Raw genomic sequence first — 26,128 nt, 5'->3', positions numbered from 1 at the left:
GGAGCTTAAAAGCTCCTGATTCTATAATATTATTTTTTTGCCGTTTGTTTTCGTATTCGGCTTAAGGTTTCTGGTGTCATGCCCAGATAAGAAGCAATCATGGTTTGAGGAATTCGTGATGCAAATCCCGGGTATTTCGTTATAAAATTTAGATACTTTTCTTCTGCCGTAAAACTAAGTGATGCCTGAATTCTGTTTTGTGCGGCTATAAAGCTTTTTTGTAATATGGCATTCACCATATTATTAAAGGCTGGAATTTCCCTGCAAAGCATTTCAAAATTTTCATGGGTAAACAATACGAGTTCACTGTCTTCAATGGCATCTATATTGAAACGGGACGGTTGTTGAAACATTAAACTTTCTCTATCGCCTGTCCACCAGTTCTCAATGCTGAAACTATTAATGTGTTCACTTCCTTTTTCATCAACCGAATAAGTACGAAGGCAGCCTTGTGTTATAAAAGCATCATATTTCCAGATATCTCCTTCTTGAAGCAGATATTGTCTTTTACGAAGTTTTTTAATAATGGCAAAGGATTGTATATAATCTGATTCTGATTGGGTCAGTGTGGTTTTGTCGTCCAGATATTTTTGGAATATTTCATACATAGACTGTAAATTTATATAAATAGCAGGTTATGCACAAATTTTTCCAATTTACGTTGGTAAAAATCTAACTAAAAATAATACATCGCGAGTCATGCATAGCACTTGTCACAATAAAAATAAGTTCAAAAAAAAAGCCCTCTAATAATAAATTAAAGGACTTCAAATTATTTTGAAAAGATTTAACGCCAGCCGAGCGCCGGTGCAATATGCTCAAGTATAGAAGACAATATATGTACGTTGTAATCAACACCTAATGTGTTGGGTATTGTGAGTAACAAGGTGTCGGCTTCTTGAATAGCTTCATCTTGAGCTAATTCGGCAATAAGTTTATCTGGTTCTGCAGCATAACTCTTTCCGAAGATTGCTCGCTTATCACTTTCGATATAACCAAAACTGTCGGCCGCTTTACCTTGATCTCCAAAGTAATATTTGTCCTGATCGTTGACCAATGCAAAAATAGAACGGCTTACGGAAACTCTTGGTTCGCGTTGATGTCCAGCTTTTTTCCAAGCTTCCTTATACAACCTGATTTGTTCTGCCTGCTGAATGTGAAAAGGTTTTCCATTCTCATCATACTTCAGAGTAGAACTTTGCAGGTGCATTCCATTTTCAGCCGCCCAAACAGCAGTTGCATTAGAAGCCGCTCCCCACCAGATACGCTCTCGCAATCCTTCAGAATGCGGTTCTAGACGTAATAATCCTGGCGGATTTGGAAACATTGGAGTTGGATTCGGATCTGCAAATCCTTCTCCATTAAGTCTTTCTAAAAATTCCAAAGCTTTTTGGCGTCCCATATCGGCATCTGTTTCACCTGCTAAAGGTTCATAACCAAAAGCGCGCCAGCCGTCAATAACTTGCTCTGGTGATCCTCTGCTTATTCCTAATTGTAAACGTCCTTCTGAAATCAAGTCTGCAGCACCGGCATCTTCCACCATATATAGTGGATTCTCATAGCGCATGTCTATCACTCCTGTCCCAATCTCTATTTTGCTAGTTTTAGCTCCAATGGCTGCAAGTAATGGAAAAGGTGATGCTAATTGTCGTGCAAAATGATGTACCCGAAAATAAGCGCCATCTAAACCGATTTCTTCTGCAGCAACGGCCAGATCAATAGACTGAAGTAATGTATCGCTTGCCGTACGAGCTTGATAGGAAGGATGATTGGCCCAATGACCAAACGATAAAAATCCTATTTTCTTCATAGATAGCTTTACTATTAATTATAATTCCAAATATACGCATCATTATTGGAGTCACCATTATTAAAGCCAAATAAACCAATCAAAGAATTTAGCGTTTCAATTCTAAAAATGATGCAATGAAGTTATTACTGCTGTTCATTTTTTATTTGTTGAATGCCTTGTTCATAAGTCGTAACTTGAAAATCTGGGAAACGCTTTTTAAATTTAGAATCATCAAATAAATTGTCATATTTATACCTTGGAAGCAATTCCTGTAGTTCTTTCAGTCTTTTATTGAATATCGCCCCAATCTTAAAAACAAATTCTGATATAACTGAATATTTTAATTCCTTTCCGTAGATTTTTGAAGCCAGTGCAATAAATTGCTTATAGTTTAACTTATTGTCATCAATCGGTAAATGCCAGGTCTGTCCATAGGCATCTGGAGTATTGCCAATTAAAGCTGTTGCACGGCTTGCATCTGGTGTCCAGATTAAACTTCTTAATGTATTGTCTCTTAAAAGGACTTTCAATTTTTTATCTTGTTTGATATTATTAAAAATCAAAGTATTGGTTATGCTCTGTGTTTTTGCAGGTCCGTAAAATTCAGGTGCGCGGCAAATAACGGCGGTCAATTCGCCTGATTTTATTTCATTTAAAACCATTTCGGCCATTTCTTTTCGTACTTTTCCTTTTCTTCCAACGGGATCAAAAACAGTCTCTTCAGTTAGCAGGCGATTATCCTGTGGATACATGTAAGTATTATCAAAAAAGACCAATTTTGTCTGGTTGATTTTACAAGCATCAATAACGTTTCTTGTAATAAGCAAAAATTGCTTTTCCCATAAATCAGAATTCATTGGAAGACCCAAAGTAAAATAAGCTATCTCAGTATCTTTTAAAGCTTCAACTGCCTTTTCTTTGATAGTTAAATCTGCAGAAAACACTGTATCTGTGTCATTTACTTTTTTAGCATCTCGGCTAACAATTCGAATATCTGAAGTAAAATTTCTTTTTAATTCTCTTGCCAGCTCTTCTCCTATTTGTCCGCTGGCTCCTAAAATGGTCTGCATAATTTTTGCTTATTAATTTAACCGTTAATTGCTTTTGCTTGTATTGCTTTCATTTAATTCCTGCATAACCACTTTTGCCATTTTTTTGGAACTAAAAGGATTTTGACCTGTAATTAAATTGCCATCAACAACTACCTTTGAAGTCATAGGAATAAAGGCTTTTGTATAATTGGAACCTCTTTCTTTTAAAGCTGCTTCAAGATTAAAGGGAACTTTCTTTTTTCTTCCCGCAAGACTTTCTTCAAACCAGTTAAATCCAGTTATCTTTTTACCTTTTATCAAATAATCTCCATTAGAAAGTTTAACATTCAAAAATCCGCTCACGCCATGACAAATACCTGCCACTTTTTTATTGCTTTCATAATGGCTAAGAATGATGTTCTGCAAAGTGATGTCGTTAGGGAAATCATACATTGTTCCGTGACCGCCGGCTAAATAAACACAATCAAACTGTTGATTGGCTATTTCGCTTAAGCTTTTGGTATGTTTTAATTTTTCCCTGAAAAGTGTATCTGACCAATATTTTTTTGAAATTTCATCTAAAACCAATGGTTTCAGACTTTCGGGATCTATTGGAGTATCTCCTCCTTTTGGACTTGCAATGGTAATGTCCAGACCTTTTTCTTTTGCCTGATCATAAATATGGGTAAGTTCACTGAGCCATAATCCAGTCGGCAGATTGCTTCCTTCGTACTTATTGGTCCCAGTTACAATAATTAATAACTTTAAAGTATTCATATAATATCGTTTAAGTCATATAAAGTTCGGACATACTTTAAATTGATTGTAACTCAATCAATTTAATTTGTAACATAATCTCCTAATGGCAAATTTAAGTTTAATATTAAAATCAATAAATCAATTATAAGCTTCTCCGTCTGTTTTGCTCAATCTAGAGAATGTTATACTAGATAATATCGTAAAAATAGCCAAGGTTATAAAGGTATATTGAAAAGCATGAGTTGAATCCATTTCGAACATACCAGATTGAAACAAGGACAACACAAGACTTGCCACCGATACCCCAAAACTAACTGATAATTGCTGCATAATAACCAGCATGGTATTACCACCGCTGGCAGAATCCTGATCCAAATCGGCAAGGGTTATGGTATTCATTGCAGACATTTGTATGGAGGTAAAAACGCCATAAAAAACCATCAGAATAATATAATATCCAATGGGAGTATCTTTTTCTACAAAGCCCAGCACGATTAATATAATTCCGAGCATAATTGTATTACTGATTAATACAGTTCTATATCCCATAAATTTTATAATTCGAACCATAAAAGGTTTGATAGCGACATTAGCCAAAGCTGATGGTAAAAGCAAAAGACCAGATACAGAGGCTGAATATCCAAAACTTGTCTGCAACATCAAAGGCAGTAAAAGAGGCAGTCCTCCTATTCCTAATCGTGTTATTAAACTACCTGTTAAACCTATTTTTAGTGTTCTTATATTTAGAAGACGAAGATCAATAATTGGTTTTTCTGTTCTTTTGTAATGAATGAAATAAAATACAGAAAGCAATCCTGCAAGAAATAACAAGCCCATAATAAGCATAATGTGTATGCGTCCTCTTCCTAGGAGTTCTAAAACCATGGTAATCAATATCAGCGCAAGGCTGAAGTAAATTAATCCTCTAAAATCAAACCTGCCCACTGCATGCTTGAAATTCGGCATAATTCGATAAGCCATTGAGATTCCAATGAGTCCGATTGGCACATTTACCAAAAATATCCAATGCCATGAAAAATTATCAGACAGAAATCCGCCCAGACTCGGCCCCACTACCATACCCAGCAGTCCAAATATGGTTATAAAGTTCATCGTTTTTAAAAGTTCTTTCTTGGGATATTGATATAAAATGGCCAGTCTCGCAACAGGAACCATCATCGACGCACCAATAGCCTGAACAACTCTTGAAAGATTGAAAGTCGTTAAATCAACTGATAATGCACAAAGCAGTGAACCTGTAATAAATAAACCCACAGCAATCATAAACATAGTTCGTGTTCCAAATTTATCAGCAAGCCAACCGGATAAAGGAATAAACATCGCCAGTGTAAGTGTGTAAGTTACTATCACAGAATGCATTTGTGCGGGAGAATATGCCATATCGCGTGCAATAGAAGGAAGTGATGTATTTAAAATTGTACCGTCAAGGGACTGAATAAACATTGCCACAGCTGTAACCCATGGCAGAAGATGCACAGCATTCTTCTCTTTTTGCTCTGTTTTATTTATCATATCGTAAAGGAAATCCGAATTTGAATTACACTCTGTAAGTGCAGTTTTAAGTTTTATTACAATCAAATATAAGGATAACGGTTAATTTTTATCTTTCATTTATATCATTAAATATTACAGAATTTTTAAAATTTATTTTTTCAAGTTTTGAGGCCCTGCATGTTAATTTGATAACAAATCAAATTTTTCTTGTAAATAAAATTTATAGTTATGATCTAATTTTAGAATATTAAAAATTTAAAAATTAGACAGTTATGGAAACTACAAAAAATACCAACAGCGAAGATCTTCAAAAATGCCCTTACCATGCAATGTTAAATAGTCAAGGTAATGATAAAAATCCAGAAGAACATGTAAATACTGGTGATTGGGAAGACGGACGTGATGAAGACGGCACAGATCCAAATCGTTACGAAGAAGAAGGCGGAAATAACAATTCTGGCGGAGCAGGAAGTACAGGAAGTGCCGCAACAAACAGTTAATAGATTTTAAACTTAAAAAAACAATATTATGATCACAGATGACAACAGAAATTATGATCAGAACAATCGTAATTTCACTTGGAATAATGAAAATACCACTGATCCATACCAACAAGAACGAATTGGTGATGAAGACTTACAGCAAGAGCAGTTTTTAGAGGCTAATCAATCTGACAATGATTATTTGGATAATGAATTCTCGAATGCACTAGAAAGAGATGATCAAGATGATCTTGACGAAGATTTCGATGACAGCGAATTAGAGGAAGATGATTTGGAAGAAGATGATTTAGATGATGAAGACGATGATCTTGATCCTGATGATTTGGACGATGATCTTGTAGAAGATTATGACGAAAATGATCATGAGCCTGAGCCTGAAACTTTTGCCGATGATAGTCTTAAAGTAGACTAACAATTTAAACTTTATTAGAGTTAAAACATGCAAAACCTCACCATTTTCATAAAAACTTAAAAGCCCTTTTTTATATAAAGGGCTTTTTTTTATAAGCTATACTAATTCATACTCAAACAAATTGTATAAGAAAATTCGGGAATGCTATAAGAAAAAACGAGCATCCGAAGCTTACTTTTATTACACTGAAAATTTAAAAATTTAAAATATGGAAACTAACGCATTAACACATAAAAAAGGAAGCTCATCAAAAGGAAATGCCAATGTATCAATAATTGAGCGTATTCTTATGATTACAAGCGGATCATATCTTTTATATAAAGGTCTTTCGCAGGAAAAGAAAAGTATTGCTCAAATTACTTCGGGCGGCGCTATGCTGGCTCGTGGAATTAGCGGGTACTGCCCAATTTACAGCGCTATTGATCATATAAAAAATGACAAAGGCTCTAATGTAAATATCAGAACAGAGGTAACGATCAATAAACCGATCAGCGAAGTTTATGCTTTTGGCGTAATTTAGAAAATCTGCCAAAATTTATGAAGCACCTAGAATCTGTTAAAACTATTAACAGCACCCAGTCTGAGTGGACAGCAAAAGGACCTGCTGGTATTGGTTCGCTGACTTGGAAAGCCGAAATTATTAAAGATCAAAAGCAAAAACTTCTAAGCTGGCAGTCAATTGAGGGCGCGCCTGTAAAAAACTTTGGAAAAGTACTTTTTAAAGCCGTGGGAGACGCTACTCAAATTGAAATTACGATTTCTTACCGCGCCCCGCTAGGTATTGCGGGACAAGGAGCTGCAAAACTTTTAAATCCAATATTTGAGAAACTGGTGCATGATGATATCAGCGGTCTTAAAGCATATCTTGAATCATAGCATAGAGCATGAAAAAAATTAAAAAATTATTGACTGCCGGTCTATTTTGTTTTACCTGCATTGCTGAAGCACAGCAAATACAAACAGACAGGCCTAATGAAACCGAAAGTCCGGCAGTCATTACAACGCGCCATATCCAGATTGAAAGCGGATTTTCTTTTGAAAAAGAAGATGATGACAAAACATTTGAAGTTCCAAATGCTGTTTTTCGATACGGAGTTTTTAAAAATGCTGAAATCAGAATTGAAAGTGCTTTTAAAATAGACCATCAAGAGCAAGAACAGCAATCTGGAATAGAGCCTTTAGTTGTGGGCGCAAAATATCATATCGCTAATCATAAAGGATTAATTCCTGATCTTGCTTTACTAGCACGAGTAAGTATTCCGTGGCTGGCTGATAATGCTTTTCAGGAACCCAAATATAGTCCTGAAATCCGTATGCTGGCGCAGCATGAACTATCTAAATCTTCACATCTTGGTTACAATATGGGAGTAAAATGGCTTGCCGAAACTGCTCATCCAGAATACATATATACCTTATCTGCAGATCACGCGCTGACTAAAAAGATAAAACTAGTAGCAGAAGCTTATGGTTATGCAGAATCTCACCATCATGCTCAAAATACTGCCGATATTGCGGTATTATATGTCCTTCAGAAAAACATGCAGCTGGATATTATGGCTGGCTCTAACATTATGCATTCACCTCAACAAAAATTCGTAGAGATTGGATTGTCTTATAAATTATAAATCTAAAGGTTATGACAAATTTGAATCATAAAAATAACAGTTCTAGTTCCAGAACTTCTGATAAAAAATCAGCAGTAAAACCGGTATCCTTTCGTACTAATGAAAAGTTTAGCAGTGAGATCAAAAAATCTGTATTACCAGGAAATATCTCTTGGTAATTCTTTATTTATTTTACAGCTTTTGCTAAAGATTCTGCCATTGACTTCGCATCTTTTGCATAATTACGGTGATAATAATTAAGAAGCTGTGTTTTGGTCTTCTTTGTACCTTTTGCATGTCCTTCCCATATTACACCGAGAGATGAATACGGTGGAAGTGTTACACCAATGCTGCAGAAAAAATTAGCAATATTTCCCGTTACATGTTCTACTCCGTCAGAATCTCCAGTTATAACAACTCCACCAATTTTACCATCGAGTGGTGAATCTTCTCCAGCAAGTATTTTATCATACACCTCATCTAAACGTTCTATACATCGTTGTAATTCCGAAGAATGACTATTCCACCACAGTGGAGTTGCAAAAAGCAAAATCTGTGCTTCAGTTATTTTTTGATATATTGACGGCCAGTCATCTTTTACATCCATATGAGTGTAAGTGCCCGGAACGATATGATGATCGGCAAGTTTAATTACTTCATACTCTATATTTTGTTTCTCAAGATAAGTGCCGAGAAATTCGACAAGAGTTTCGGTATTTGATCTTCCTTTCTTTTTAAGTGTACCTAAGAGTATAATCGCTTTCATATAATCGTTTTTTTTTATTAAAGTTCTAATTAGCATACATAAGTAAAAATTTGTCTCTGCTGAACTTAATTAAAATTACTCATCGTTTATTTTAGACCGTTACATAATATCTGACAACATTTACAGCATTTGGCGATTTAACAAACCAACATTTAAATCATCATAACTATTAGTAAACCAGTCACTAACGTATTATATATCTACAATATAATCTTAAAATTCTATAAGAGTATCCTTTCTACATTTTCTAATTTTAGTTGGAAATATAAATAAGATTAAATTTTAAACCAAAATATTATGGATGTTAAAAAAACAATGTCGCGCCGTTCAGCTTTAACAGGTATGGGAGCGGTACTTGCCACGGCAGCAATTAATCCTGTACTCGCCAGCAGTCTCAATGACGCTGGTGTCCATATAGTAAACGGACCTGAAGATCCTACAACAAAATATCCGAGACCTCCATTTAAGGAACAATCACAACCTTGGCCGGGACTTGTCAGTAAAATGGATCCAAGACCCGATCACGGCGAGAAAAGCTATAAAGGAACTGGCCGTTTAAAAGGCCGTAAAGCACTAATAACTGGAGGTGATTCTGGAATGGGAAGAGCTGCTGCAATAGCGTATGCAAGAGAAGGTGCTGATGTAGCTATAAATTATTTTCCAACTGAAGAAGAAGACGCCAGAGAAGTAATCCAGCTGATTAAGGCTGAAGGAAGAAAAGCCGTTGCAATACCTGGAGATTTACGCGATGAAGCATTTTGCAAATCACTCGTAGAAAAGGCTGTAAAAGAACTCGGCGGACTTGACATTGTAGTAAACAATGCTGCTCGTCAGCAGACAAATGCTTCAATTCTAGATATTTCTACAGAAGAATTTGACTGGACAATGAAAACTAACATTTATGCTCCTTTTTGGATTATTAAAGCTGCTCTGCCTCATTTACAAGCAGGTGCTTCGATAATAGGAACAAGTTCAGTTCAGGCTTATGCGCCTAGTGAAGATTTATACGATTATGCTCAGACAAAAGCAGCTACTACCAACTATATCAAATCGCTGGCTAAACAACTTGGCCCAAAAGGCATAAGAGTTAATGGAGTTGCACCCGGACCAATATGGACACCGCTTCAAGTTAGTGGCGGCGCAACAATGGAAAAACTTAAAGAATTTGGATCACAAACCCCTATGGGAAGACCTGGGCAGCCAGTTGAACTTGCTTCCATTTATGTACAGCTTGCTGCTAATGATGCTAGTTATGCAACTGGACAGATTTATGGTGCAAGCGGTGGTGAAGGAAATCCGTAAATAAAAATGACGCACTAATCTTTTCAAAATTCACAGCAATAGAAAACAGATTGATTTAAAACCTCTGTAATTACCATTACGGAGGTTTCGTTTATTTGGAAAGTGACAATTATCTATAACCATTAATTACTAAGAATATGGAACAAGTTTTTTTTAAAGATTGGATCAGTATAGGACATGTTATAATTGCCACTATTATTGCATTCATTACTTTATTTTTCTTCCTGAGAATTTCAGGAAAACGAACCTTAGCAAAACTCAATGCCTTTGATTTTGTCGTTACTGTTGCTTTGGGTTCTACTCTATCGTATATGATGCTGGCAATGGTTCCGCTGGTTGAAGGAGCTCTTGTCTTATTTTTGATTATCATCTTACAATATATTTTTGCACGAACAGCTCGTTCCTCAAAAAAAATGGAAAGACTTATAAATGCCGTACCCAGCTTAATATTTTATGATGGAAAATTTATAGAAAAAACTATGGAGAAAGAAGCCATAACAAAAGCGGAAATATTTTCTACAATCAGAAATTCAGGAATTGACCAGATCGAAGAAGTTAAAGCAATTGTAATGGAACTTAACGGACAGATTACTGTTGTAAGAAAATCAAATGGTAATGGAAACAGTTCGTTAGATGATATTATGTCTTAGTCGTTTTACATTTCATCATCTTGATTATTTTTCATCTCGTATATGAGAATTTGACAATGGTTTGCGCAAATTATATAAAACCTTCAGCATTTAAAAATCTTACTTTTAATAATAGTTAATTGGAAAATTAGCGAATAAGTAAGCTATTAATTTAAACTGATATATATGAAATCCGAGAATTACTTTTATGCGTCTGATGACTTTGCAGGCGATATGACATCTTATGAAGAACAATTGTTGTTAAATTATGATGATTATCTTGAAGGAGGTTTTGCAAATAACTTGACAGCCAGCGGCCATTATAATTTAGTGCTTGGAGATTTGGAAGAAGATCTTGAAGAAGATTTCGATTCAGAATACGACGAAAATGACTGGGAAGAAGAAGAACCAAATGAAGAAGAGAGCGATAAAGATCCTGGAACTTTTATAATGAAAAGCTAAGACTCGATTACGATTACCCATAAAAAAATAGTAACAGATCTAATTTCGTTACTATTTTTTTTATGAATTTATTTAAAATTATAAATATTTGCTTTTAAAAACAGTCAGTTTTTCTCTTGTCATATCATCAATAGTATAAGAGATTCCTCCCATTCCTAAACCAGAAGCATCTCTTCCGCCAAAAGGCATCCAATCTACTCTAAAAGCTGTATTGTCATTTACCATAACGGCAGTTGCATTTAATTTTTTAGCGGCATCCAAAGCAATGTCTAAGTTTTTAGTAAAGACTGCAGCTTGAAAATGCACATCTAGAGCATTTGCTTTTTTAATCGCCTCTTCCCTATTGGTAAAAGGATATATACATACCACTGGACCAAAGATTTCATTTGTTGAAACCTTAGAATCTTCTGATGGGTTAAATAATACTGTCGGCTCAAAACAAGTATCAGAAATACGTTTTCCTCCTGCAATTAATTTTGCGCCTTCTTGAATCGCTTCGTTAACCCATTCTTCAACACGACTAAGTTCTTTTGGTGTTATAAGTGAGCCAACATCTGTCTTTTCATTAAACGGGTTTCCAACAACTAATTTATTGGTTGCTTCAGCAAACTGTTCCACAAAACGATCGCAAATCTCCTGATTGATATATATTTTCTGAACCGATACACAAACTTGACCTGCATGGTAAAATCCTCCCTTAACCAAATCGGGAATCATTGTGCTAAAATCGGCATCACTTTCTACAATTACAGGCGCCGCGCCGCCATGCTCTAAGGCACATCTTGTTCCAGGCGGTAATTTGCTTTTAAGATGCCAGCCTACTTTTGCTGAACCAATAAAGGTTAGAAAATGAACTCTGGAATCTGTAACTAACAATTCTGCTGTTTCATTATCACACAATACTACTTGAACCCATCCTTCTGGTAAACCGGCTTCTTTTAAAATTTCAGCCAAGGCAAGACCCGACAAAGGTGTATTGCTTGATGGTTTAAAAATAACCGGACACCCAGCGGCAACAGCAGTCGCAATTTGATGCACAGCCAAATTTAATGGATGATTAAAAGCACTTACAGCAGCCACAACGCCAATTGGTTCTTTAGAAGTAAAAGCAATCCTGTTTACAGAAGCTTCAGTAAGTCCCATCGGAATTTGTTCTCCTTTTATCTGCGATATGTGTTCAGCTGCTAATTTTACTCCTTTTATGGCTCTAAGTATTTCTGCTTTTGAATCTTTATAGGGTTTTCCGCCTTCGCTAATTGCCAAATGAATTAGTTCTTCGCTTCTTTCATTCATTATCGAAGCGGCTTTTTCTAATATTTCAATTCTTTTAAAAGCTGGAATCCAATTAGATTGATCATTGAATAAATTTTGAGCGGTATTCAATATCTTTTCAATATCATTTTTATTAATGAGTGGCAGTTCTTTAACCAGACTTTGATCGTAGGGAAATATTATTTTTGTGGTGTTTTCCATAAATGCTTTTTTTAAATAGGTAATCTTAAAAAATCATGCTTTTATTCTAAGTCATTCTTCATGATTTGTTCCTTTAAATTTAGTCAAATTATCAGGGATTACAATACGCTTTGTTCACAATATTATAAATTAATAATGCAAAGGCGTTGCCAAAAGAATTTCTCTAGTATCTAATAAAGGCACAATTTTACCCAAAATGAAGTCTTGAAAATGAGCTGAATTTCTATGTTCTGCAACTGCAGCTTCATTAGTATATCCTTCAAATAATACGATTGTATTAGCATCTGAATTGCTTTGATGAATTTTATAAAACAAATTACCATCTTCTTTTATACTTTCAGCATGTACCGTTTTTAGTAATTCTAAAACATTTTCAAGCTGACCTTCTTTAACTTTCCATGTAGCAAAAACATGAACTGGATTTTGATTTTCCATTTTGATATATTTTTATAATTATTTTAAAATTTTAAAAGTGAAATTATACTGACCTTCCACATTTTGAAGAAGGTCAATACAATTAAGCAATTACTTTTTAGAATTTTCTAAAATAGTAATCATTTTTTCTGCTACGCCTTTCGCGGAAGCAGGATTTTGACCAGTAACCAAATTACCATCTGCAATACTGTGAGCTGACCATACTGCTGCGGCATGGAATTTTGCTCCTTGTTTTGTTAATGCCGTTTCTAATAAAAACGGTACATCTGCAATAGCGTAACCTTTTTCTTCTTCATCTGTAAAAGAAGTGATATTTTTTTTCCATTTACGAGATAAGAGCCATTGCTAAGTTTTACATTTAGTAAAGATACGGGACCATGACATACTGCTCCTACAACTGCATTGCGTTCGTAGGTTTCTTTAATCACCTTTTTTAGCAATTCGTTTTCCGGCATATCCACCATTGGAGCTAATCCGCCAGGAACAAAAACAGCATCGTATTTACTCACCTCTACAGTTGAAAGTTTAACTGCTTTCTGCATTGTCTCCCAACCTTTTCCTGTTAGAAAAGCAAGATTATCAGGATCATTTGCCAAATTAAGAGCATCTAAATACGGAGTATCTCCAGTTAAGCTTGCAAAATCAATTTGATAATTTGCTTTTTCAAATTCGGCATAAGGATGTGCTACTTCTGGAAGAAATGTTCCGGTTCTTCTGTTATTTGATCCAATTGCATTGGCATTAGACACAATAATTAAAATTTTCTTGTTCATTTTTGTTTCGTTTTTAAAAGTTGTTTTTTGATTTTGTGCATAAGAAGAAAAAAAGGCAAGTGCCATTGATGCGATCATAAGTCTTTTCATTTCTATAATTTTTAGGTTGTTAATGAATTATTTATAGGGCAAATTTATGCCAGCTCTCTTCCTCAATACGAGGAGAAAAGTCACAAAAAAAGTGTGATCGAAATCACACTTTGAGAATTAAACAGCTGTTATTTGTTATTGGAGTAAAGCCTGCTGAGGGTTTCGCGGCTGACCCCGAGATATTCTGCAATATATTTTTTTGGAATTTTTTGAATGAGATTTGGATAAAGAGCCGCAAATTCTGTATATCGCTGCTGCGGATTATTAGAAAGCAATGAAATAACTCTTTGCTGTAGTGCAATATATCCTTTGGTAAGTTTTACTCTAAAAAAATGTTCCATTTTATGAAGTATGACAGAAAGTTGTTCCCTGCCATCAAGCGTAAGACATAAAACTTCTCCCGGCTCCATACAAACCACATACATGTTGGCCTGCTTTTGGTTGAAGTATGCAATATAGTCAGACATCCACCAGTTTTCTGTTGCAAATTGCACGATGTGTTCTTTTCCATCTTCATCGAGGTAAAAAACCCTGAAAATACCGCTCATGATAATATATTCATATTTTGCCTCATCTCCCTGCTGAATCAAATATTGATTTTTTAATACTCTCCTGATCGTAAAAAAAGGTTTGATTGATTCAAACTCCTCATCAGTAATCGGAATAATTTCCTCAATATGTTTTCTCAGTTTTTCCATAGTTTGTTTTTACCTTTTCAAAGATAGAAGAATTATTTTGGTGGAAAAGAGCCACGACCTTCAAAACGGCAAAGTGTTTAGCTAGTGCTCTTTGGTAGCATATAATTTTGTAAATTTGAGATAAACCAATTTAAAAGAAAAATACTGCTGCCAAATATTTTTGCCTTTTTCTAATTTTCTATTCGATTTAGCGGCACATTACTTGAATAATAATTTTGTCAATTATTCTAATTATCAATTTATTAATCTTATTTATTATGAAAGTAACTTACTACGGACATTCTTGTTTTTCTGTATTCACCAATGGAAAGCATATTCTTTTTGATCCTTTTATCACACCCAATGAACTTGCTAAAGATGTAGATGTAAATGCCATAAAAGCAGATTATATATTTATTTCTCATGCACATTATGACCATATTCAAGATGTTGAACTTATTGCCAAAAATACTGGAGCCAAAGTGCTTGGTAATTTTGAAATATATAACTGGCTTTTAAAAAAAGGAATTGAAAATTCGCATCCAATTAATCCCGGAGGACAATATGATTTTGATTTTGGAACTGTAAAATGCGTAATTGCACAACACTCAAGCAGTTTTAGTGACGGCTCTTACGGCGGTATTGCCAGCGGTTTTGTATTGACTACTTCTGAAGGGAATTTTTACTATAGTGGAGATACTGCCCTGACTCTCGACATGCAGCTAATACCTAAATTTACACCTCTTGATTTTGCTGTTTTTCCCATTGGCGATGGTTTAACTATGGGCATAGAAGAAGCTGTTGAGGCTTCAAAATTAGTTGGCGTCACTAATATATTAGGTGTTCATTACGATACTTTCGGCTTTATTGTAATGGATCATCAAAAGGCATTTGACAAATTTAAAAATGCTGGATTACAACTTTATCTTCCAGAAATAGGCAGCACAATCGAGTTATAATTATCTATTTTCTGTGGGTCCATTTTTTATATTTCGCAAAAAACAGATTTTTTTAGCGAAATTTAAGAAACGATTTAATAAAGCATAGACCATAGACTGTTTGGAAATAAATAATTAAATTTAATAACTGAACAAATTAGACAAAACACATCAAGACTAAGTCCAATACTTACTAATTTAAATAACATTGAGTATGCAGAACGACATTTATAATATTAAAAGGCAGTTAAAAACCCAAAGCGGTGAATTTTCATATTACAGTCTTACTGAAATGCAGCAACAAGGATTTAATATCGAAAAAATGCCTTTTTCAATTCGGATTCTTTTAGAAAATGTACTGCGAAATTTCGATGATTTTGCCATTACCAAAGAAAATATAGAAACCATTCTAAACTGGAAACCTGAAGCTTCAGACAAGGATATTCCTTTTAAGCCTGCCAGAGTTTTGATGCAGGATTTTACGGGAGTTCCTGCTGTTGTTGATCTTGCATCGCTTCGTGCTGAAGCTTCTAGAAAAGGAAAAAATTCTGAGGCTATAAATCCGTTGATTCCTGTTGATCTTGTAATTGATCACTCTGTTCAGGTTGATTATTTCGGAACAGAATATTCCTATCAGCGCAATATGGATGAGGAATACAAGCGTAACAGCGAACGTTATGAGTTTTTAAAATGGGCACAGCAGTCTTTTACAAATTTTAATGTGGTTCCTCCAGGAATGGGAATCTGCCATCAGGTTAACTTGGAATATCTTTCAAAAGGTGTAATCGAACGCGATGGAGAAGTTTTTCCAGACACACTCGTGGGAACTGACAGCCATACCCCTATGGTTAATGGAATCGGGGTTATTGCTTGGGGCGTCGGCGGTATTGAAGCTGAAGCTGCAATTCTCGGGCAGCCTGTATATTTTATTATGCCCGAAGTTATCGGACTTAAGCTTAGTGGCAAAATTCCGTTGGGATCAACTTCTACAGATATGGTTTTAACCATTGCGGAACTTCTTAGAAAATATGGCGTAGTAGGAAAATTTGTTGAGGTATTTGGACCAGGTCTTGACAGTTTGAGCGTACCAGATCGCGCAACTATCGGAAATATGTCGCCAGAATTTGGATGTACGGTTTCTTATTTTCCAATTGATCAGAAGACTTTAGAATATATGCGACTCAGTAACCGTTCAGAAGAACAGATAAGCCTAGTAGAAGACTATTGCAAAGCAAACATGCTCTGGCGAACAGGAAATGAATCTATAAATTATACTGACGTAATTGAACTCGATCTTTCTACCATAGAACCTACAATTGCAGGCCCAAAAAGACCACAGGACAAAATTTTACTTAAAAATTTACAGCCTTCTTTTGTTGATATACTTGATAAAAGTTTTGGCAGAAAATATAAAAAATCTGAAAAACAAGTTTCGAGATGGTTCGCCGAAGGAGGATCGCAGCCAACAATTACAAGCAGTGCACCTCTTCCTGATGAAACAATAATTCAAGAAAAAACAGAAAACGGAAGCATCAGTGTAGAAGTTTCTCTTGGATCTGAACAATTTACACTTTCTGATGGCGCAGTTGCCATAGCTGCAATTACTTCCTGTACCAATACATCCAATCCTTTTGTAATGATTGGAGCGGGATTGATAGCCAAAAAAGCACGTGAAAGAGGAATTGACACAAAATCTTGGGTAAAAACTTCACTTGCGCCAGGCTCTAAAGTAGTAACAGATTACTTGATAAAAGCTGACCTTTTGAAAGATCTAGAAGCTCTTAAATTTCATGTAGCAGGTTATGGCTGTACGTCTTGCATAGGGAATTCCGGTCCGCTTCCGCCTCATGTGGCAAAAGCGGCAGAAGATTATGATCTTGTACTTGCTTCTGTTCTTTCTGGAAATAGAAACTTTGAAGCGAGAATACATCCGCAGGTCAAAATGAACTTTTTAATGTCTCCAATGCTCGTAGTGATCTTTGCTATTGCAGGAAGAGTTGATATTGATTTGTTAAATGAGCCTATTACATATGATTCTAATCTACTGCCTGTTTACCTCAAAGATTTATGGCCTGAAGATGATGAAATCAATACGGTATTGAGAGAAGTACTGTCTCCAAAACAATTTCAACAATGTTATGAATCAATTTTTGAAGGCAATTCAATATGGCAGCAGCTTCCTATTCCAGAACAAAAAAATTACCGCTGGGATGAGAATTCAACATACATAAAGGAAGCGCCATTCTTTAAAAATCTTCCTGAAAATCCAAAACCGCTGCAAGACATTTCAAATGCTCGAACATTGTTGGTTTTGGGAGACAGCATAACTACCGATCATATTTCTCCGGCTGGTTCCTTTAAAGAAAATTCTGCTGCAGGCGCCTACCTGATGAGCCGCGGTGTTGAAAAAAGTGATTTTAATTCCTACGGTTCACGAAGAGGCCACGACGAAGTGATGATACGAGGAACTTTTGCCAATGTCCGTATCAAAAATGCACTTGCTGATCATGAAGGAGGTTTTACGAAATTCCTTCCCACAGGAGAAGAAATGAATATTTATGAGGCTTCTATTAAATACAAGGAAGCTCAAACACCGTTAATTATTCTTGCAGGAAAAGAATACGGAAGCGGTTCATCTAGAGACTGGGCAGCAAAAGGTACTTTCCTGCTCGGCGTAAAAGCAGTTCTGGCAGAAAGCTACGAAAGAATTCATCGAAGCAATCTCGTTGGTATGGGTGTTCTTCCGCTGCAGTACAAAAATGGAGAAAATGCAGCAGTGCTGGGACTTACAGGTAAAGAATATTTTACGATAACTGGAATTGCAGAGGATATAACTCCTTTGAAAGAGCTCGACGTTACTGCTGTTAAAGAGAACGGAGAAGCATTAAATTTTAAAGTAATTGCAAGACTCGATTCAAAAATAGAAATTGAATACTATAGAAATGAAGGTATACTTCAATATGTTTTAAGACAATTTCTTCAAAAAGCGTAATTGAAAAAATTAAAGCGGGCCTGCGAAAAGAGCCCGCTTTATTTTAATACAGAGAATTAACCAACTTTTGATATACCTGCATTAAGTACATTTAAAACCTTATTCATTACATTTATTGTGACAGAAAGGTATTTATATACCCAGCAGTCAGTAATGGTTCTTGATGCTGCGGAGCGTGGCCAGCATGCGGAAGTATAATAATCTGCACAGTAGGAAGCTCACGAAGCAGGGGAAACCAGTTTTCTATAGCAGCACTAATATCGTTGTCTCCCGAGATTACTAAAATTGGCACAGTGGTTTCTTTAAGTTTATCTCTAAGTCCTTCTTTATCTTCTACTGCTGCACCGCCAGCTTGAAAATACAGCTGAAAAACTTCCATTGTAGAAGGAATTTTAGACACATCAAGTCTCTTGCGTATTCTCTCATAAGAAATCTTAGCGGCTTCTATTGATTTTTGAGATTTTGGCTCATAAAAAAGAATAATTTCATCATCAAAGTCATTTATGGGTTTTACTGCGGCTTCTAAAAAAGCAGGTCCTATCTCCACTACTCTTTCTCCTAATGGCACCGCACCAATAACAACTGCACGAGTTATTAATTCTGGATATTCAAGTGCCGCAGCTTGTGCAATTAATCCACCCCAAGACCAGCCTAACACAACTATTTTATCCAGTTTTAAATAGGAAGCCAAATCTTTAATATCTTTTGCGACAGAGATTACATTTGTTGGCAGTGTTCCTGTAGAATAACCGATTCCAGTGTAATCAAAAGTTATAATACGAAAGTTCTCCGCAAGTGTATCTAAAAATAATGGATCCCATGTATCCAGAGTACCTCTAAAACGGTTGCTTAAAATAATAGGTGTTCCGCTACCGATGGAGCGATACGCCAGTGTTCTTCCCGAAAGTTCGGCATATTGAGTTTCACTGCCATGCGCGGTATCTTTCTCATTTCTGCCAACTACAGTTGTCAGTATTAATGCATTTAAAGAATTTGTTTTCATAATAACTTTGTTTTTTATAATATATTGATCACTCTATTGTCTAAAAATCAGCATCTTATAAATGCTCGAAATAAACTAGAACAATTCAAGTACCAAAAACATAAACAGTTGATTATAAACACTTAAAGCACTATTTTAAAATATACTTTTTTATATTTCGCCATGCTTAGTAGCAAATTTGTGAAATATGATAAAAACAAATTCAATATCATAAAGCAATTTAGATATCCAAAGTTACATCTGGTTTCTTCAAATACTTTTTATTAAGAGGATGTTCTGGCTTAAACTCCAATTTTAGAATAGTACCGTTATTGTTTTCCATAACCAATTTTCCTTCCAAGTCATCACTCAGACCTTTTATTAAACTCATACCAAAAGAATCAGATTTATTTGTGCTTAAAGCAGTATCAATTCCAATTCCATTATCTGAAATCGTCAGCAAGTATTGATCTTCTTCAGTTTTTTCAAGTATGATACTAATGATTCCACCCGCGTTATCTGGAAAAGCATATTTAATTGAATTGGTAATGGCTTCATTCAAGATAAGCCCAATTGGAATTGCCTGCGCAACATCTAACTCTAACTGCTCAACTCTAATTTCAAACCGAATTCGCTGTCCTATAGAAAAAGAATCCTTTAAATATTCAACTAATTCATTGATATAGCTGGGCATATTAATTGTTGCAATATTTTCTGACTTATAAAGTTTTTGGTGGATCAATGACATGGAGTGTATTCTGTGCTGGCTGTTTTTTATTGCAGACAAAGCCATATCATTATTTAAGTAAGCTGCTTGCGAGCTTAAAAGACTTATTACCGTTTGCAGATTGTTTTTTACCCGATGATGAATCTCTTTCAACAGCCATTCTTTTTCATCTAGTAAATGTCTAAGATTAATATTATTTTGGTTAATTTCTCTTTCTTTAATCTCCAGTTTGGCGTGATTTCGTTGTTTTAATCGATATCGGTTATACAATAACCCAATAATTATCAGCAAAAGAACTAAGCTTCCACTCGAAACATTATTAAGCAGTTTAGATTTTTGCAATTCACTTTGCTGCAGTTTAGATTGATTGTTTAAAAGTCTGATTTTCTGTTCTTTGTTTTTAGTTTCATATTCAATTTTTAGCTCTTCAATTTGTTGGTTTTTGGAAATACCGTGCACTGAATCACTAATTTTTTTATAATTTTGAAAATGTAGTAAAGCATCTTTATAATTGCCATTGATCGAATCCATTTTATAAAGCAATATGTTAAGCATTTCTGTATTAGCAGTACTAATACCTCTTTTACCAAACATTAGTATTTTATCTGTGTAGAATTGAGCTAATTTAGGTCTGTTTGTATTGATGTAGAACAAAGCCATTGTAGTATATTGATGCGCGATTTCTCTGGTTGTTTCAGGTGTATTAAGCTGTTTCGAATAAAAATCCATTTCCTTAAAATATTTTTCAGCCTGAATATTATCTTTTAAAGCTTCATAACAATTAGCTTTAATAAAGGCAACCGACATTTTATCGAAAATACTTTTTGGAGGGTATTGTGCGGTCATGGAATTAATGTAAGCAATAGCTTCTTTATTATTCCCTTTTAACGATAAAGCCGCAACAGCACTAAAAAAACTCTTATACCAAGCTCCCGTATCTAAATTATTTTTTCCTATTTTAATACTTTTTTGATATAGCTGCAATGCCTCCTGATTATGGCCGTATACATTATAAACATCACCCAGACGCATGTAAAAAATGTCTGCAAAAGTATAATCATTTTCAGTTTCCATTCTTTTCACGCTTTTTAAGGCGTAGTATAAAGCTGGTCTTATATTATGCTGATACAATTCGAGAAAGGATATAGTTGTTTCTGCAAACTGCTGATGTGCAAAATTAATTTTTCGCAAATCAACTAGATTTTGATAGAGCCTCTTTTTTGCTTCTCGTATTCTTCCTGACCAAAAATAAATAGTAGTAATCTTAGAATAATTTTCGATTCTTTTTTCCTCTAATCCTAATGAAGCATAAATTGAGATCACTTCGTTAAGTATTTTTTCTTTCTCAGGATCTTGATTAGACAAAATATCTGCTTTGGCTTCTAGACCCCGCGTTAAACCCAATTTGTCTTTGCTTTTTCGGCAGTCGTTTATGACCTGCGAAAAACATTTTATACTTTGGGACTGATTATTGGCCTGAAAATAATATTTCCCCAGCAATAACATACTTTGATGCTGCCATTTTACTGTTTTGATTTGATTACTTTCTGCAATTGCACTGTCGATATAGTGTTTTGCGCTTTGAAGATCTATTGGTTTAGCACCTGATTTAAATAGATAAAAACTTCCTAATTGCAATAGCAGTTTAATCTTCTCTTCTCCTTTTAAATTTGCGAGAAGCGTTTTTGCTTTATAGATATTTCCTTTTTCGATTAAATCACTTCCAATTGATATCTTGTCACTAAAACCTTCATCATATGCCAGCATCAAAGGCAATTTATAGGCTGTAGCAGCTAAAACAACGGAGCTGTCTGCATCTATTGCCCCTTGATTAGCATTATACAAATACATTGAACAAAGCTGGAGTAATAACCTTTTTTTAGGAAGGTCATATTTGGCAACTTTTACAGGCACTTGAGCTGCTGCCGAACAAATAAATAATAAAGTTAAATAGTAACACAGCTTTCTTTTCATAATCAGCTTTAAATCAGGTTATTGTTTTATTTTGGTTTAAAAACAAATATAGAAATAAACAAGAAAGCTCTTTTAAAATATCAAGAAAATTCACATTAAATATGATTTTATTGCTAATATTTTAAAAGAAACAACTAGATTATTTCTAAGAATTAACTATTTTTATATCAATTAATTACAAGATTTCTAATCTCAATAATAGTCTAACATGGGAATGCTCTATAACGAAACCCCACAATCTGAAAATCTAGTAAAAAAAAGTATACTTATTGTTGAAGATCAATTTGTTGAAGCACATGATCTCCAGCTAATTCTTGAAAAAGCGAATTATGAAGTGCTGGGAATTGCGCGTTCTGTAGATCAGGCTTTGGAAAAACTCCAGACTCAGACTCCAGATCTTGTATTTCTAGATATCATGCTGAAAGGTGATAAAAACGGGATAGATCTGGCTCATATTTTAAAGAATAGAAACATTGGATTTATTTTTATTTCGGCAAATTCAAGTAAATTAATTCTCAATGAAGCCAAAATAACCTGTCCTTACGGATTTATTATCAAACCCTTTAGAGAGCAGGATATTTTGACTACTCTGGAAATTGCTTTTTATAGACAGCAATACAGCTTAGAATCTCAGTTAAAACATCAATTTCAACTTAAAAATAATATCACTGATTTAATAAACTCAAATCTAAATCTTGAAGACGGTTTGATTTCGTTTGCCAAAATAATTCAGACTTTTATTTCATTTGATTATTTAGAGGCTGGATTTACTGATAGTGAGCAGTATTCCAACATAGGTGTTATCCGTAAAAATATAGAAGAATATCAACTTGTTCCTGTAGCTAAACTTTCTAAAATAGCGGAGATTTCGAGTAGAGAATTAGATGAAACTTATAAAAAATCTCAGATTGATCTGCATCCTGCTATTTACAGCAGAGAATCTTTGATTAACAATTTTCAAGTTTCTCCTATAAAAGGAATAATTGCTCATAATTTCGGCATTAAATCATATTTGGTTTTCCCATTTTCAATAGGAAACTCACAAAAGTTCAGTGCTACTTTCTACAGCAGGGATTACAATGCTTACTCAGATGAGAATTTGAATTTATTGATTCCAATAGAAAGCACCATTTGCCAATTTTTTAAGCAGTTATATTCGGATAAAAAAACAATTATTGAACCGAATATCAAAGAAGTTTCTCCAAATAAAGAATTATCACAAATTACAAAATCAGGTTTTGAAGGCATAATTGGCAGCAGCTCACAGATGGCAACGGTTTTTAACTATATCAAAAAAGTAGCTCCCTCTGAGACTTCAGTTCTAATTTTGGGTGAAAGTGGAACTGGAAAAGAAAAAATTGCGCAAAGTATTCATGCTTTATCTCCACGAAAAGAAAAACCTTTAGTTATTATAAACTGCGGCGCAATCCCTGAAAATCTGGCTGAATCTATACTTTTTGGCCATGAAAAAGGCGCTTTTACAGGAGCGTTGGAAAGACGTATTGGAAAATTTGAATTGGCAGACGGAGGCACAATCTTTCTAGACGAAATTGGAGAAATGCCACTGACACTTCAAGTCAAATTACTGCGTGTTCTCCAAGAAAAGAATATAGAACGTGTTGGCGGGTCGGCACCTCTAAAAATTGATGTGCGAATTATAGCAGCGACAAATAAAGATCTTGAAAATGAAGTTGCTGCTGGGCGCTTCAGAATGGATTTATATTACAGATTATACGTTTTTCCAATTTTGGTGCCTTCTCTTAGAAACCGAATTGAAGATATCCCAGAATTGGCAGATCATTTTATAAAAATGTATAGTGAAAATATGAATATAAAACCTCCAACACTTTCTAAGGCCGCTTTACAACAGCTTATAAATTACAGCTGGCAAGGCAATATTAGAGAAATGGAACATGTTATACAGCGAACATTACTGCTTAATGAAGAAAATACAATCAAAACTATTGAATTTTCGCCATCATCGATACTTAAAACAGAGCAAACCACAGAATCATTTTCAATTAAAACAATGTTAGAAAATGAGCGTGATTATATTCTTTATATTCTTAAAAAATGTAATGGAAAAGTTTCTGGAGCAGGCGGGGCTGCAGAAATTCTAGATATCAATCCTTCCACTCTAACTTCAAGAATTAAAAAACTGGAAATCAATAAAAAAATAAACTAAGATATTTTATCCAGCCATTGCACGATATGCGATGCAGTTTCTTTCCAGTGAGGCTCCAATACAACAAAATGACTGCGGTCGTCGAAATTTTTGTAACAGGTTAAAGAATGGACATTTCTGTATTTTTTAAAATTCCAATAAATTAATTTTGGACTTACAATTTTATCTTGTGAGCAGGAAATTAATAAAAGAGGAGAATGTCTTTTTTTGAAATTTATTACAGCTTTTTTTGAAAATAAATCTCTTAATACCTTTTGAGATTCTGGAATAGCGTATTTCTCATATTTAGTCGATTGTTCGTAATACGAAACATTATTAAAAAAAATATGCTGCCACTTTTTGAAAGATAATTTATGTGTTTTTTCTAAAGAAATTAAATTGGTAGAAAGGCCAAAAATGGTTTTATAAAATGTAAGTTTTGAAAATGTAAATCCTGATGGCGGAAAAGAATTAATGCAGATTCCAGCTGATGCTAAATCTTTCTGAATCAATAATTGTACTAAAAGACCACCATAAGAATGTCCTATTAAAATAGGCTTTTCGGGAAGTATTTCAATTATTTCTGTATAATAACAAAGAAGGTCTGATAAAGTTATAGTTCCAATTTTCTGTGTTTGATTTTGCATTCTTAGATTTTCTGTACTGTCGTTTTTATAAAGCCATGGCGGCGCAACAACTTTATAACCTCTTTTCTCCAAAAAAACAATCCACTCTTCCCAATAGTGATGACTCACAAAAACTCCAGAAATGAGCATAATGGTTTTGGTGGTGGTTGCATACATAATACCTTCTTTTAATATTTTGCCCTATTTTTTTGCAGTACAGGTAAAGTTCATTTGAAGTAAAGTATAAGAAAACGCCCAGTCAAATAACAAGACGTTTTCTTGATTTTTCTTTATAAGATTTAATAAAATTATGCAGTAGCTCTAACATTTAAAGCAACTCTTGATCTCTTTACTTCCAAATTTCCAAAAGAGCTTTACTCTCAATGTCCTTTGCAAATAGTGGTGTTTCTTCTTTATTATGCATTGATACATTTTGCCCCATAAGAGATTTAACAGGATTTAAATCGGTAACACCTGCCTTTTTGAGCAATGAAGAAAATTCATCTGTAGTTAAAATTGTAACTACATTAGTAAACTCACAACTATTCTCTGTAATCTTTTTTACTTTGAGTTCCCAGATGATTCCTAATTTAGTTCTGCCTAAAGGAGAAAAAGAGTCTGATATTGAGTTTACTTTACAATAGTCTTTCTCTCCTATTTCTTCAATGTAATTTTGTATTAACAGTGTATCAGCCACCTGTTCAACATTTATAGACATTCTTTTACCATTTACAGAAATAGATCTGCCTGCAGCAATATGTGAAGACGAACAAGCTTGATATTCGTGGCTTTTTAAACTAAAGAGCCATTCTGTCAGATCAATCTTTTCTATAGACGCATTAATTAAGGCTGTTGCACTGCTTTCTGAAATGATTTCCATTACTTCAAGATTTAGGACTATTTACAAATTCTTCAGTAGTCAACATCGCATGTCCATAATTTGGAAAAGTAATTTCGACAGTAACCCGAATTTCTTCCCAATTGAATGCAGCTATTGCATCTTTAACCAGCGTTACATGATAACCCAATTCTACTCCATATCTAGCTGTTGAATCAATACAGGTGTTGGCTCTCATTCCTGCGAGTATGATATGATCGATATTATGTACTCGCAATAAAAATCCAGATCTGTATTGGCAAAACCGCTGGCTGTCCAATGATTTTGAGCTATTAAGTCACCTGGCTGTGGTTGAAGTTCAGGATGAAACTCAGCTCCCCAAGTATTTTTTTCAAACAAGACAACTTTCTGACTTCCTTGATGAGAAGGTGCTAAAAATTTCCAATTTAAATAATCAGGTTTCGTTGTGTGATGATGCGGAGCATAAATAACTTGTATTTTGCGGTCTCTTGCTCCTTCAATTAACTTTTTAAGATTTTGCACCAGCGAAATACCTTCTACTGTTTCTTTTGTAAGCGGATAAAGTTTCCCTCCCTCGGATAGAAAGTCGTTGAATGGGTCAATTAATATCAGGGCTGTTTTTGAATATTTACTTGCATCCATT

At 34.6% G+C, this 26,128-nt stretch carries 25 protein-coding genes and 1 pseudogene; 11 read left to right on the top strand and 15 right to left on the bottom strand.

What is annotated here, in order from left to right; genetic code table 11:
* Window positions 1-29 precede the first annotated feature (29 nt).
* The 5 genes from QE431_RS09085 to QE431_RS09065 form a co-directional block, all read right to left on the bottom strand.
* Window positions 30-608: a Crp/Fnr family transcriptional regulator gene (locus QE431_RS09085; protein WP_057118204.1), complete on the bottom strand. Its 579-nt coding sequence runs from the start codon at window positions 606-608 to the stop codon at window positions 30-32.
* Between the two features lie 179 nt (window positions 609-787).
* A complete protein-coding gene (locus tag QE431_RS09080) occupies window positions 788-1,810 on the bottom strand; it encodes an LLM class flavin-dependent oxidoreductase (RefSeq protein WP_134141481.1) in 1,023 nt (340 codons plus the stop codon).
* Window positions 1,811-1,935: 125 nt separating this feature from the next.
* Complete coding sequence (locus QE431_RS09075; protein ID WP_307295138.1) at window positions 1,936-2,862, bottom strand: NAD-dependent epimerase/dehydratase family protein; 927 nt, start codon at window positions 2,860-2,862, stop codon at window positions 1,936-1,938.
* Window positions 2,863-2,886: 24 nt separating this feature from the next.
* Entirely contained in the window at window positions 2,887-3,600 is a 714-nt protein-coding gene (locus QE431_RS09070; protein ID WP_307295136.1) for a type 1 glutamine amidotransferase domain-containing protein, read from the bottom strand.
* 120 nt (window positions 3,601-3,720) lie between these two features.
* Window positions 3,721-5,079 (bottom strand): MFS transporter, encoded by a 1,359-nt coding sequence (locus tag QE431_RS09065; protein WP_307295134.1) that lies wholly within the window; start codon window positions 5,077-5,079, stop codon window positions 3,721-3,723.
* A 290-nt stretch (window positions 5,080-5,369) separates the two neighbouring features.
* Here QE431_RS09065 and QE431_RS09060 point away from each other — a divergent pair, with 290 nt between their 5' ends.
* The 5 genes from QE431_RS09060 (at window position 5,370) to QE431_RS09040 (ending at window position 7,637) form a co-directional block, all read left to right on the top strand.
* Window positions 5,370-5,597: a hypothetical protein gene (locus QE431_RS09060; RefSeq protein WP_134141489.1), complete on the top strand. Its 228-nt coding sequence runs from the start codon at window positions 5,370-5,372 to the stop codon at window positions 5,595-5,597.
* Between the two features lie 28 nt (window positions 5,598-5,625).
* A complete protein-coding gene (locus QE431_RS09055) occupies window positions 5,626-6,012 on the top strand; it encodes a hypothetical protein (protein ID WP_307295132.1) in 387 nt (128 codons plus the stop codon).
* A 208-nt stretch (window positions 6,013-6,220) separates the two neighbouring features.
* The gene (locus QE431_RS09050) at window positions 6,221-6,532 is read left to right on the top strand and encodes a DUF2892 domain-containing protein (protein ID WP_307295129.1); all 312 of its coding nucleotides are present in this window, start codon (window positions 6,221-6,223) and stop codon (window positions 6,530-6,532) included.
* Window positions 6,533-6,549: 17 nt separating this feature from the next.
* Window positions 6,550-6,888, top strand: coding sequence for an SRPBCC family protein (locus QE431_RS09045; protein WP_307295128.1), 339 nt, complete (start codon window positions 6,550-6,552; stop codon window positions 6,886-6,888).
* 8 nt (window positions 6,889-6,896) lie between these two features.
* Window positions 6,897-7,637 (top strand): transporter, encoded by a 741-nt coding sequence (locus QE431_RS09040; RefSeq protein ID WP_134141494.1) that lies wholly within the window; start codon window positions 6,897-6,899, stop codon window positions 7,635-7,637.
* 166 nt (window positions 7,638-7,803) lie between these two features.
* Here the strand turns inward: QE431_RS09040 and QE431_RS09035 are convergent, their stop codons facing one another.
* Window positions 7,804-8,382, bottom strand: a complete 579-nt coding sequence (locus tag QE431_RS09035; RefSeq protein WP_057119799.1) for a flavodoxin family protein — start codon at window positions 8,380-8,382, stop codon at window positions 7,804-7,806.
* 297 nt (window positions 8,383-8,679) lie between these two features.
* On the opposite strand from QE431_RS09035, the gene QE431_RS09030 reads away from it, so the two are divergent.
* The 3 genes from QE431_RS09030 to QE431_RS09020 all read left to right on the top strand — a co-directional run bounded on the left by QE431_RS09030 (window position 8,680) and on the right by QE431_RS09020 (window position 10,775).
* Window positions 8,680-9,684 (top strand): SDR family oxidoreductase, encoded by a 1,005-nt coding sequence (locus QE431_RS09030; RefSeq protein ID WP_307295125.1) that lies wholly within the window; start codon window positions 8,680-8,682, stop codon window positions 9,682-9,684.
* A gap of 137 nt (window positions 9,685-9,821) precedes the next feature.
* Window positions 9,822-10,334 (top strand): DUF421 domain-containing protein, encoded by a 513-nt coding sequence (locus tag QE431_RS09025; RefSeq protein ID WP_281865404.1) that lies wholly within the window; start codon window positions 9,822-9,824, stop codon window positions 10,332-10,334.
* A gap of 165 nt (window positions 10,335-10,499) precedes the next feature.
* Window positions 10,500-10,775 carry a hypothetical protein gene (locus QE431_RS09020; RefSeq protein WP_057118215.1) on the top strand — a complete coding sequence of 92 codons (276 nt, stop codon included), beginning with the start codon at window positions 10,500-10,502 and terminating at the stop codon, window positions 10,773-10,775.
* A 78-nt stretch (window positions 10,776-10,853) separates the two neighbouring features.
* Here QE431_RS09020 and QE431_RS09015 read toward each other — a convergent pair whose 3' ends face one another.
* The 4 genes from QE431_RS09015 to QE431_RS09000 form a co-directional block, all read right to left on the bottom strand.
* A complete protein-coding gene (locus QE431_RS09015; protein WP_307295124.1) occupies window positions 10,854-12,248 on the bottom strand; it encodes an aldehyde dehydrogenase family protein in 1,395 nt (464 codons plus the stop codon).
* 129 nt (window positions 12,249-12,377) lie between these two features.
* Window positions 12,378-12,683: a putative quinol monooxygenase gene (locus QE431_RS09010; protein ID WP_307295122.1), complete on the bottom strand. Its 306-nt coding sequence runs from the start codon at window positions 12,681-12,683 to the stop codon at window positions 12,378-12,380.
* Between the two features lie 248 nt (window positions 12,684-12,931).
* Window positions 12,932-13,546: a type 1 glutamine amidotransferase domain-containing protein gene (locus tag QE431_RS09005; RefSeq protein WP_307295121.1), complete on the bottom strand. Its 615-nt coding sequence runs from the start codon at window positions 13,544-13,546 to the stop codon at window positions 12,932-12,934.
* 128 nt (window positions 13,547-13,674) lie between these two features.
* Entirely contained in the window at window positions 13,675-14,244 is a 570-nt protein-coding gene (locus QE431_RS09000; RefSeq protein ID WP_057118219.1) for a Crp/Fnr family transcriptional regulator, read from the bottom strand.
* 257 nt (window positions 14,245-14,501) lie between these two features.
* On the opposite strand from QE431_RS09000, the gene QE431_RS08995 reads away from it, so the two are divergent.
* Window positions 14,502-15,182: a metal-dependent hydrolase gene (locus QE431_RS08995; RefSeq protein ID WP_307295118.1), complete on the top strand. Its 681-nt coding sequence runs from the start codon at window positions 14,502-14,504 to the stop codon at window positions 15,180-15,182.
* Between the two features lie 193 nt (window positions 15,183-15,375).
* Window positions 15,376-18,153, top strand: a complete 2,778-nt coding sequence (acnA, locus tag QE431_RS08990; protein WP_307295116.1) for an aconitate hydratase AcnA — start codon at window positions 15,376-15,378, stop codon at window positions 18,151-18,153.
* A 112-nt stretch (window positions 18,154-18,265) separates the two neighbouring features.
* Here acnA and QE431_RS08985 read toward each other — a convergent pair whose 3' ends face one another.
* Both QE431_RS08985 and QE431_RS08980 read right to left on the bottom strand, forming a co-directional pair.
* Window positions 18,266-19,156: an alpha/beta fold hydrolase gene (locus QE431_RS08985; protein WP_134141514.1), complete on the bottom strand. Its 891-nt coding sequence runs from the start codon at window positions 19,154-19,156 to the stop codon at window positions 18,266-18,268.
* 220 nt (window positions 19,157-19,376) lie between these two features.
* Complete coding sequence (locus QE431_RS08980) at window positions 19,377-21,836, bottom strand: sensor histidine kinase (protein ID WP_307295114.1); 2,460 nt, start codon at window positions 21,834-21,836, stop codon at window positions 19,377-19,379.
* 208 nt (window positions 21,837-22,044) lie between these two features.
* Between QE431_RS08980 and QE431_RS08975 the strand changes: the two genes are divergently transcribed.
* Window positions 22,045-24,021 carry a sigma 54-interacting transcriptional regulator gene (locus QE431_RS08975; protein ID WP_307295113.1) on the top strand — a complete coding sequence of 659 codons (1,977 nt, stop codon included), beginning with the start codon at window positions 22,045-22,047 and terminating at the stop codon, window positions 24,019-24,021.
* Here QE431_RS08975 and QE431_RS08970 read toward each other — a convergent pair.
* From QE431_RS08970 to QE431_RS08960, 3 genes and pseudogenes are all read right to left on the bottom strand, one after another.
* Window positions 24,018-24,803 carry an alpha/beta hydrolase gene (locus QE431_RS08970; RefSeq protein WP_307295111.1) on the bottom strand — a complete coding sequence of 262 codons (786 nt, stop codon included), beginning with the start codon at window positions 24,801-24,803 and terminating at the stop codon, window positions 24,018-24,020. The genes QE431_RS08975 and QE431_RS08970 overlap by 4 nt on opposite strands.
* 172 nt (window positions 24,804-24,975) lie before the next feature.
* The gene (locus tag QE431_RS08965; protein WP_307295109.1) at window positions 24,976-25,506 is read right to left on the bottom strand and encodes a hypothetical protein; all 531 of its coding nucleotides are present in this window, start codon (window positions 25,504-25,506) and stop codon (window positions 24,976-24,978) included.
* Between the two features lie 4 nt (window positions 25,507-25,510).
* Window positions 25,511-26,127 (bottom strand): annotated as a pseudogene (locus tag QE431_RS08960) (cysteine hydrolase family protein).
* Window position 26,128: the final 1 nt, after the last annotated feature.

It is taken from the genome of Flavobacterium sp. SORGH_AS_0622, assembly GCF_030818825.1.
Classification (GTDB): domain Bacteria; phylum Bacteroidota; class Bacteroidia; order Flavobacteriales; family Flavobacteriaceae; genus Flavobacterium.
This window is presented reverse-complemented; position numbering and strand designations above follow the sequence as displayed.

Bases quoted from the DNA above. Each gene is read 5' to 3' on its own strand.
- QE431_RS09085 (WP_057118204.1), bottom strand. From the start codon at position 608: ATGTATGAAATATTCCAAAAATATCTGGACGACAAAACCACACTGACC.
- QE431_RS09080 (WP_134141481.1), bottom strand. From the start codon at position 1,810: ATGAAGAAAATAGGATTTTTATCGTTTGGTCATTGGGCCAATCATCCT.
- QE431_RS09075 (WP_307295138.1), bottom strand. From the start codon at position 2,862: ATGCAGACCATTTTAGGAGCCAGCGGACAAATAGGAGAAGAGCTGGCA.
- QE431_RS09070 (WP_307295136.1), bottom strand. From the start codon at position 3,600: ATGAATACTTTAAAGTTATTAATTATTGTAACTGGGACCAATAAGTAC.
- QE431_RS09060 (WP_134141489.1), top strand. From the start codon at position 5,370: ATGGAAACTACAAAAAATACCAACAGCGAAGATCTTCAAAAATGCCCT.
- QE431_RS09055 (WP_307295132.1), top strand. From the start codon at position 5,626: ATGATCACAGATGACAACAGAAATTATGATCAGAACAATCGTAATTTC.
- QE431_RS09050 (WP_307295129.1), top strand. From the start codon at position 6,221: ATGGAAACTAACGCATTAACACATAAAAAAGGAAGCTCATCAAAAGGA.
- QE431_RS09045 (WP_307295128.1), top strand. From the start codon at position 6,550: ATGAAGCACCTAGAATCTGTTAAAACTATTAACAGCACCCAGTCTGAG.
- QE431_RS09040 (WP_134141494.1), top strand. From the start codon at position 6,897: ATGAAAAAAATTAAAAAATTATTGACTGCCGGTCTATTTTGTTTTACC.
- QE431_RS09035 (WP_057119799.1), bottom strand. From the start codon at position 8,382: ATGAAAGCGATTATACTCTTAGGTACACTTAAAAAGAAAGGAAGATCA.
- QE431_RS09030 (WP_307295125.1), top strand. From the start codon at position 8,680: ATGGATGTTAAAAAAACAATGTCGCGCCGTTCAGCTTTAACAGGTATG.
- QE431_RS09025 (WP_281865404.1), top strand. From the start codon at position 9,822: ATGGAACAAGTTTTTTTTAAAGATTGGATCAGTATAGGACATGTTATA.
- QE431_RS09020 (WP_057118215.1), top strand. From the start codon at position 10,500: ATGAAATCCGAGAATTACTTTTATGCGTCTGATGACTTTGCAGGCGAT.
- QE431_RS09015 (WP_307295124.1), bottom strand. From the start codon at position 12,248: ATGGAAAACACCACAAAAATAATATTTCCCTACGATCAAAGTCTGGTT.
- QE431_RS09010 (WP_307295122.1), bottom strand. From the start codon at position 12,683: ATGGAAAATCAAAATCCAGTTCATGTTTTTGCTACATGGAAAGTTAAA.
- QE431_RS09005 (WP_307295121.1), bottom strand. From the start codon at position 13,546: ATGAAAAGACTTATGATCGCATCAATGGCACTTGCCTTTTTTTCTTCT.
- QE431_RS09000 (WP_057118219.1), bottom strand. From the start codon at position 14,244: ATGGAAAAACTGAGAAAACATATTGAGGAAATTATTCCGATTACTGAT.
- QE431_RS08995 (WP_307295118.1), top strand. From the start codon at position 14,502: ATGAAAGTAACTTACTACGGACATTCTTGTTTTTCTGTATTCACCAAT.
- acnA (WP_307295116.1), top strand. From the start codon at position 15,376: ATGCAGAACGACATTTATAATATTAAAAGGCAGTTAAAAACCCAAAGC.
- QE431_RS08985 (WP_134141514.1), bottom strand. From the start codon at position 19,156: ATGAAAACAAATTCTTTAAATGCATTAATACTGACAACTGTAGTTGGC.
- QE431_RS08980 (WP_307295114.1), bottom strand. From the start codon at position 21,836: ATGAAAAGAAAGCTGTGTTACTATTTAACTTTATTATTTATTTGTTCG.
- QE431_RS08975 (WP_307295113.1), top strand. From the start codon at position 22,045: ATGGGAATGCTCTATAACGAAACCCCACAATCTGAAAATCTAGTAAAA.
- QE431_RS08970 (WP_307295111.1), bottom strand. From the start codon at position 24,803: ATGTATGCAACCACCACCAAAACCATTATGCTCATTTCTGGAGTTTTT.
- QE431_RS08965 (WP_307295109.1), bottom strand. From the start codon at position 25,506: ATGGAAATCATTTCAGAAAGCAGTGCAACAGCCTTAATTAATGCGTCT.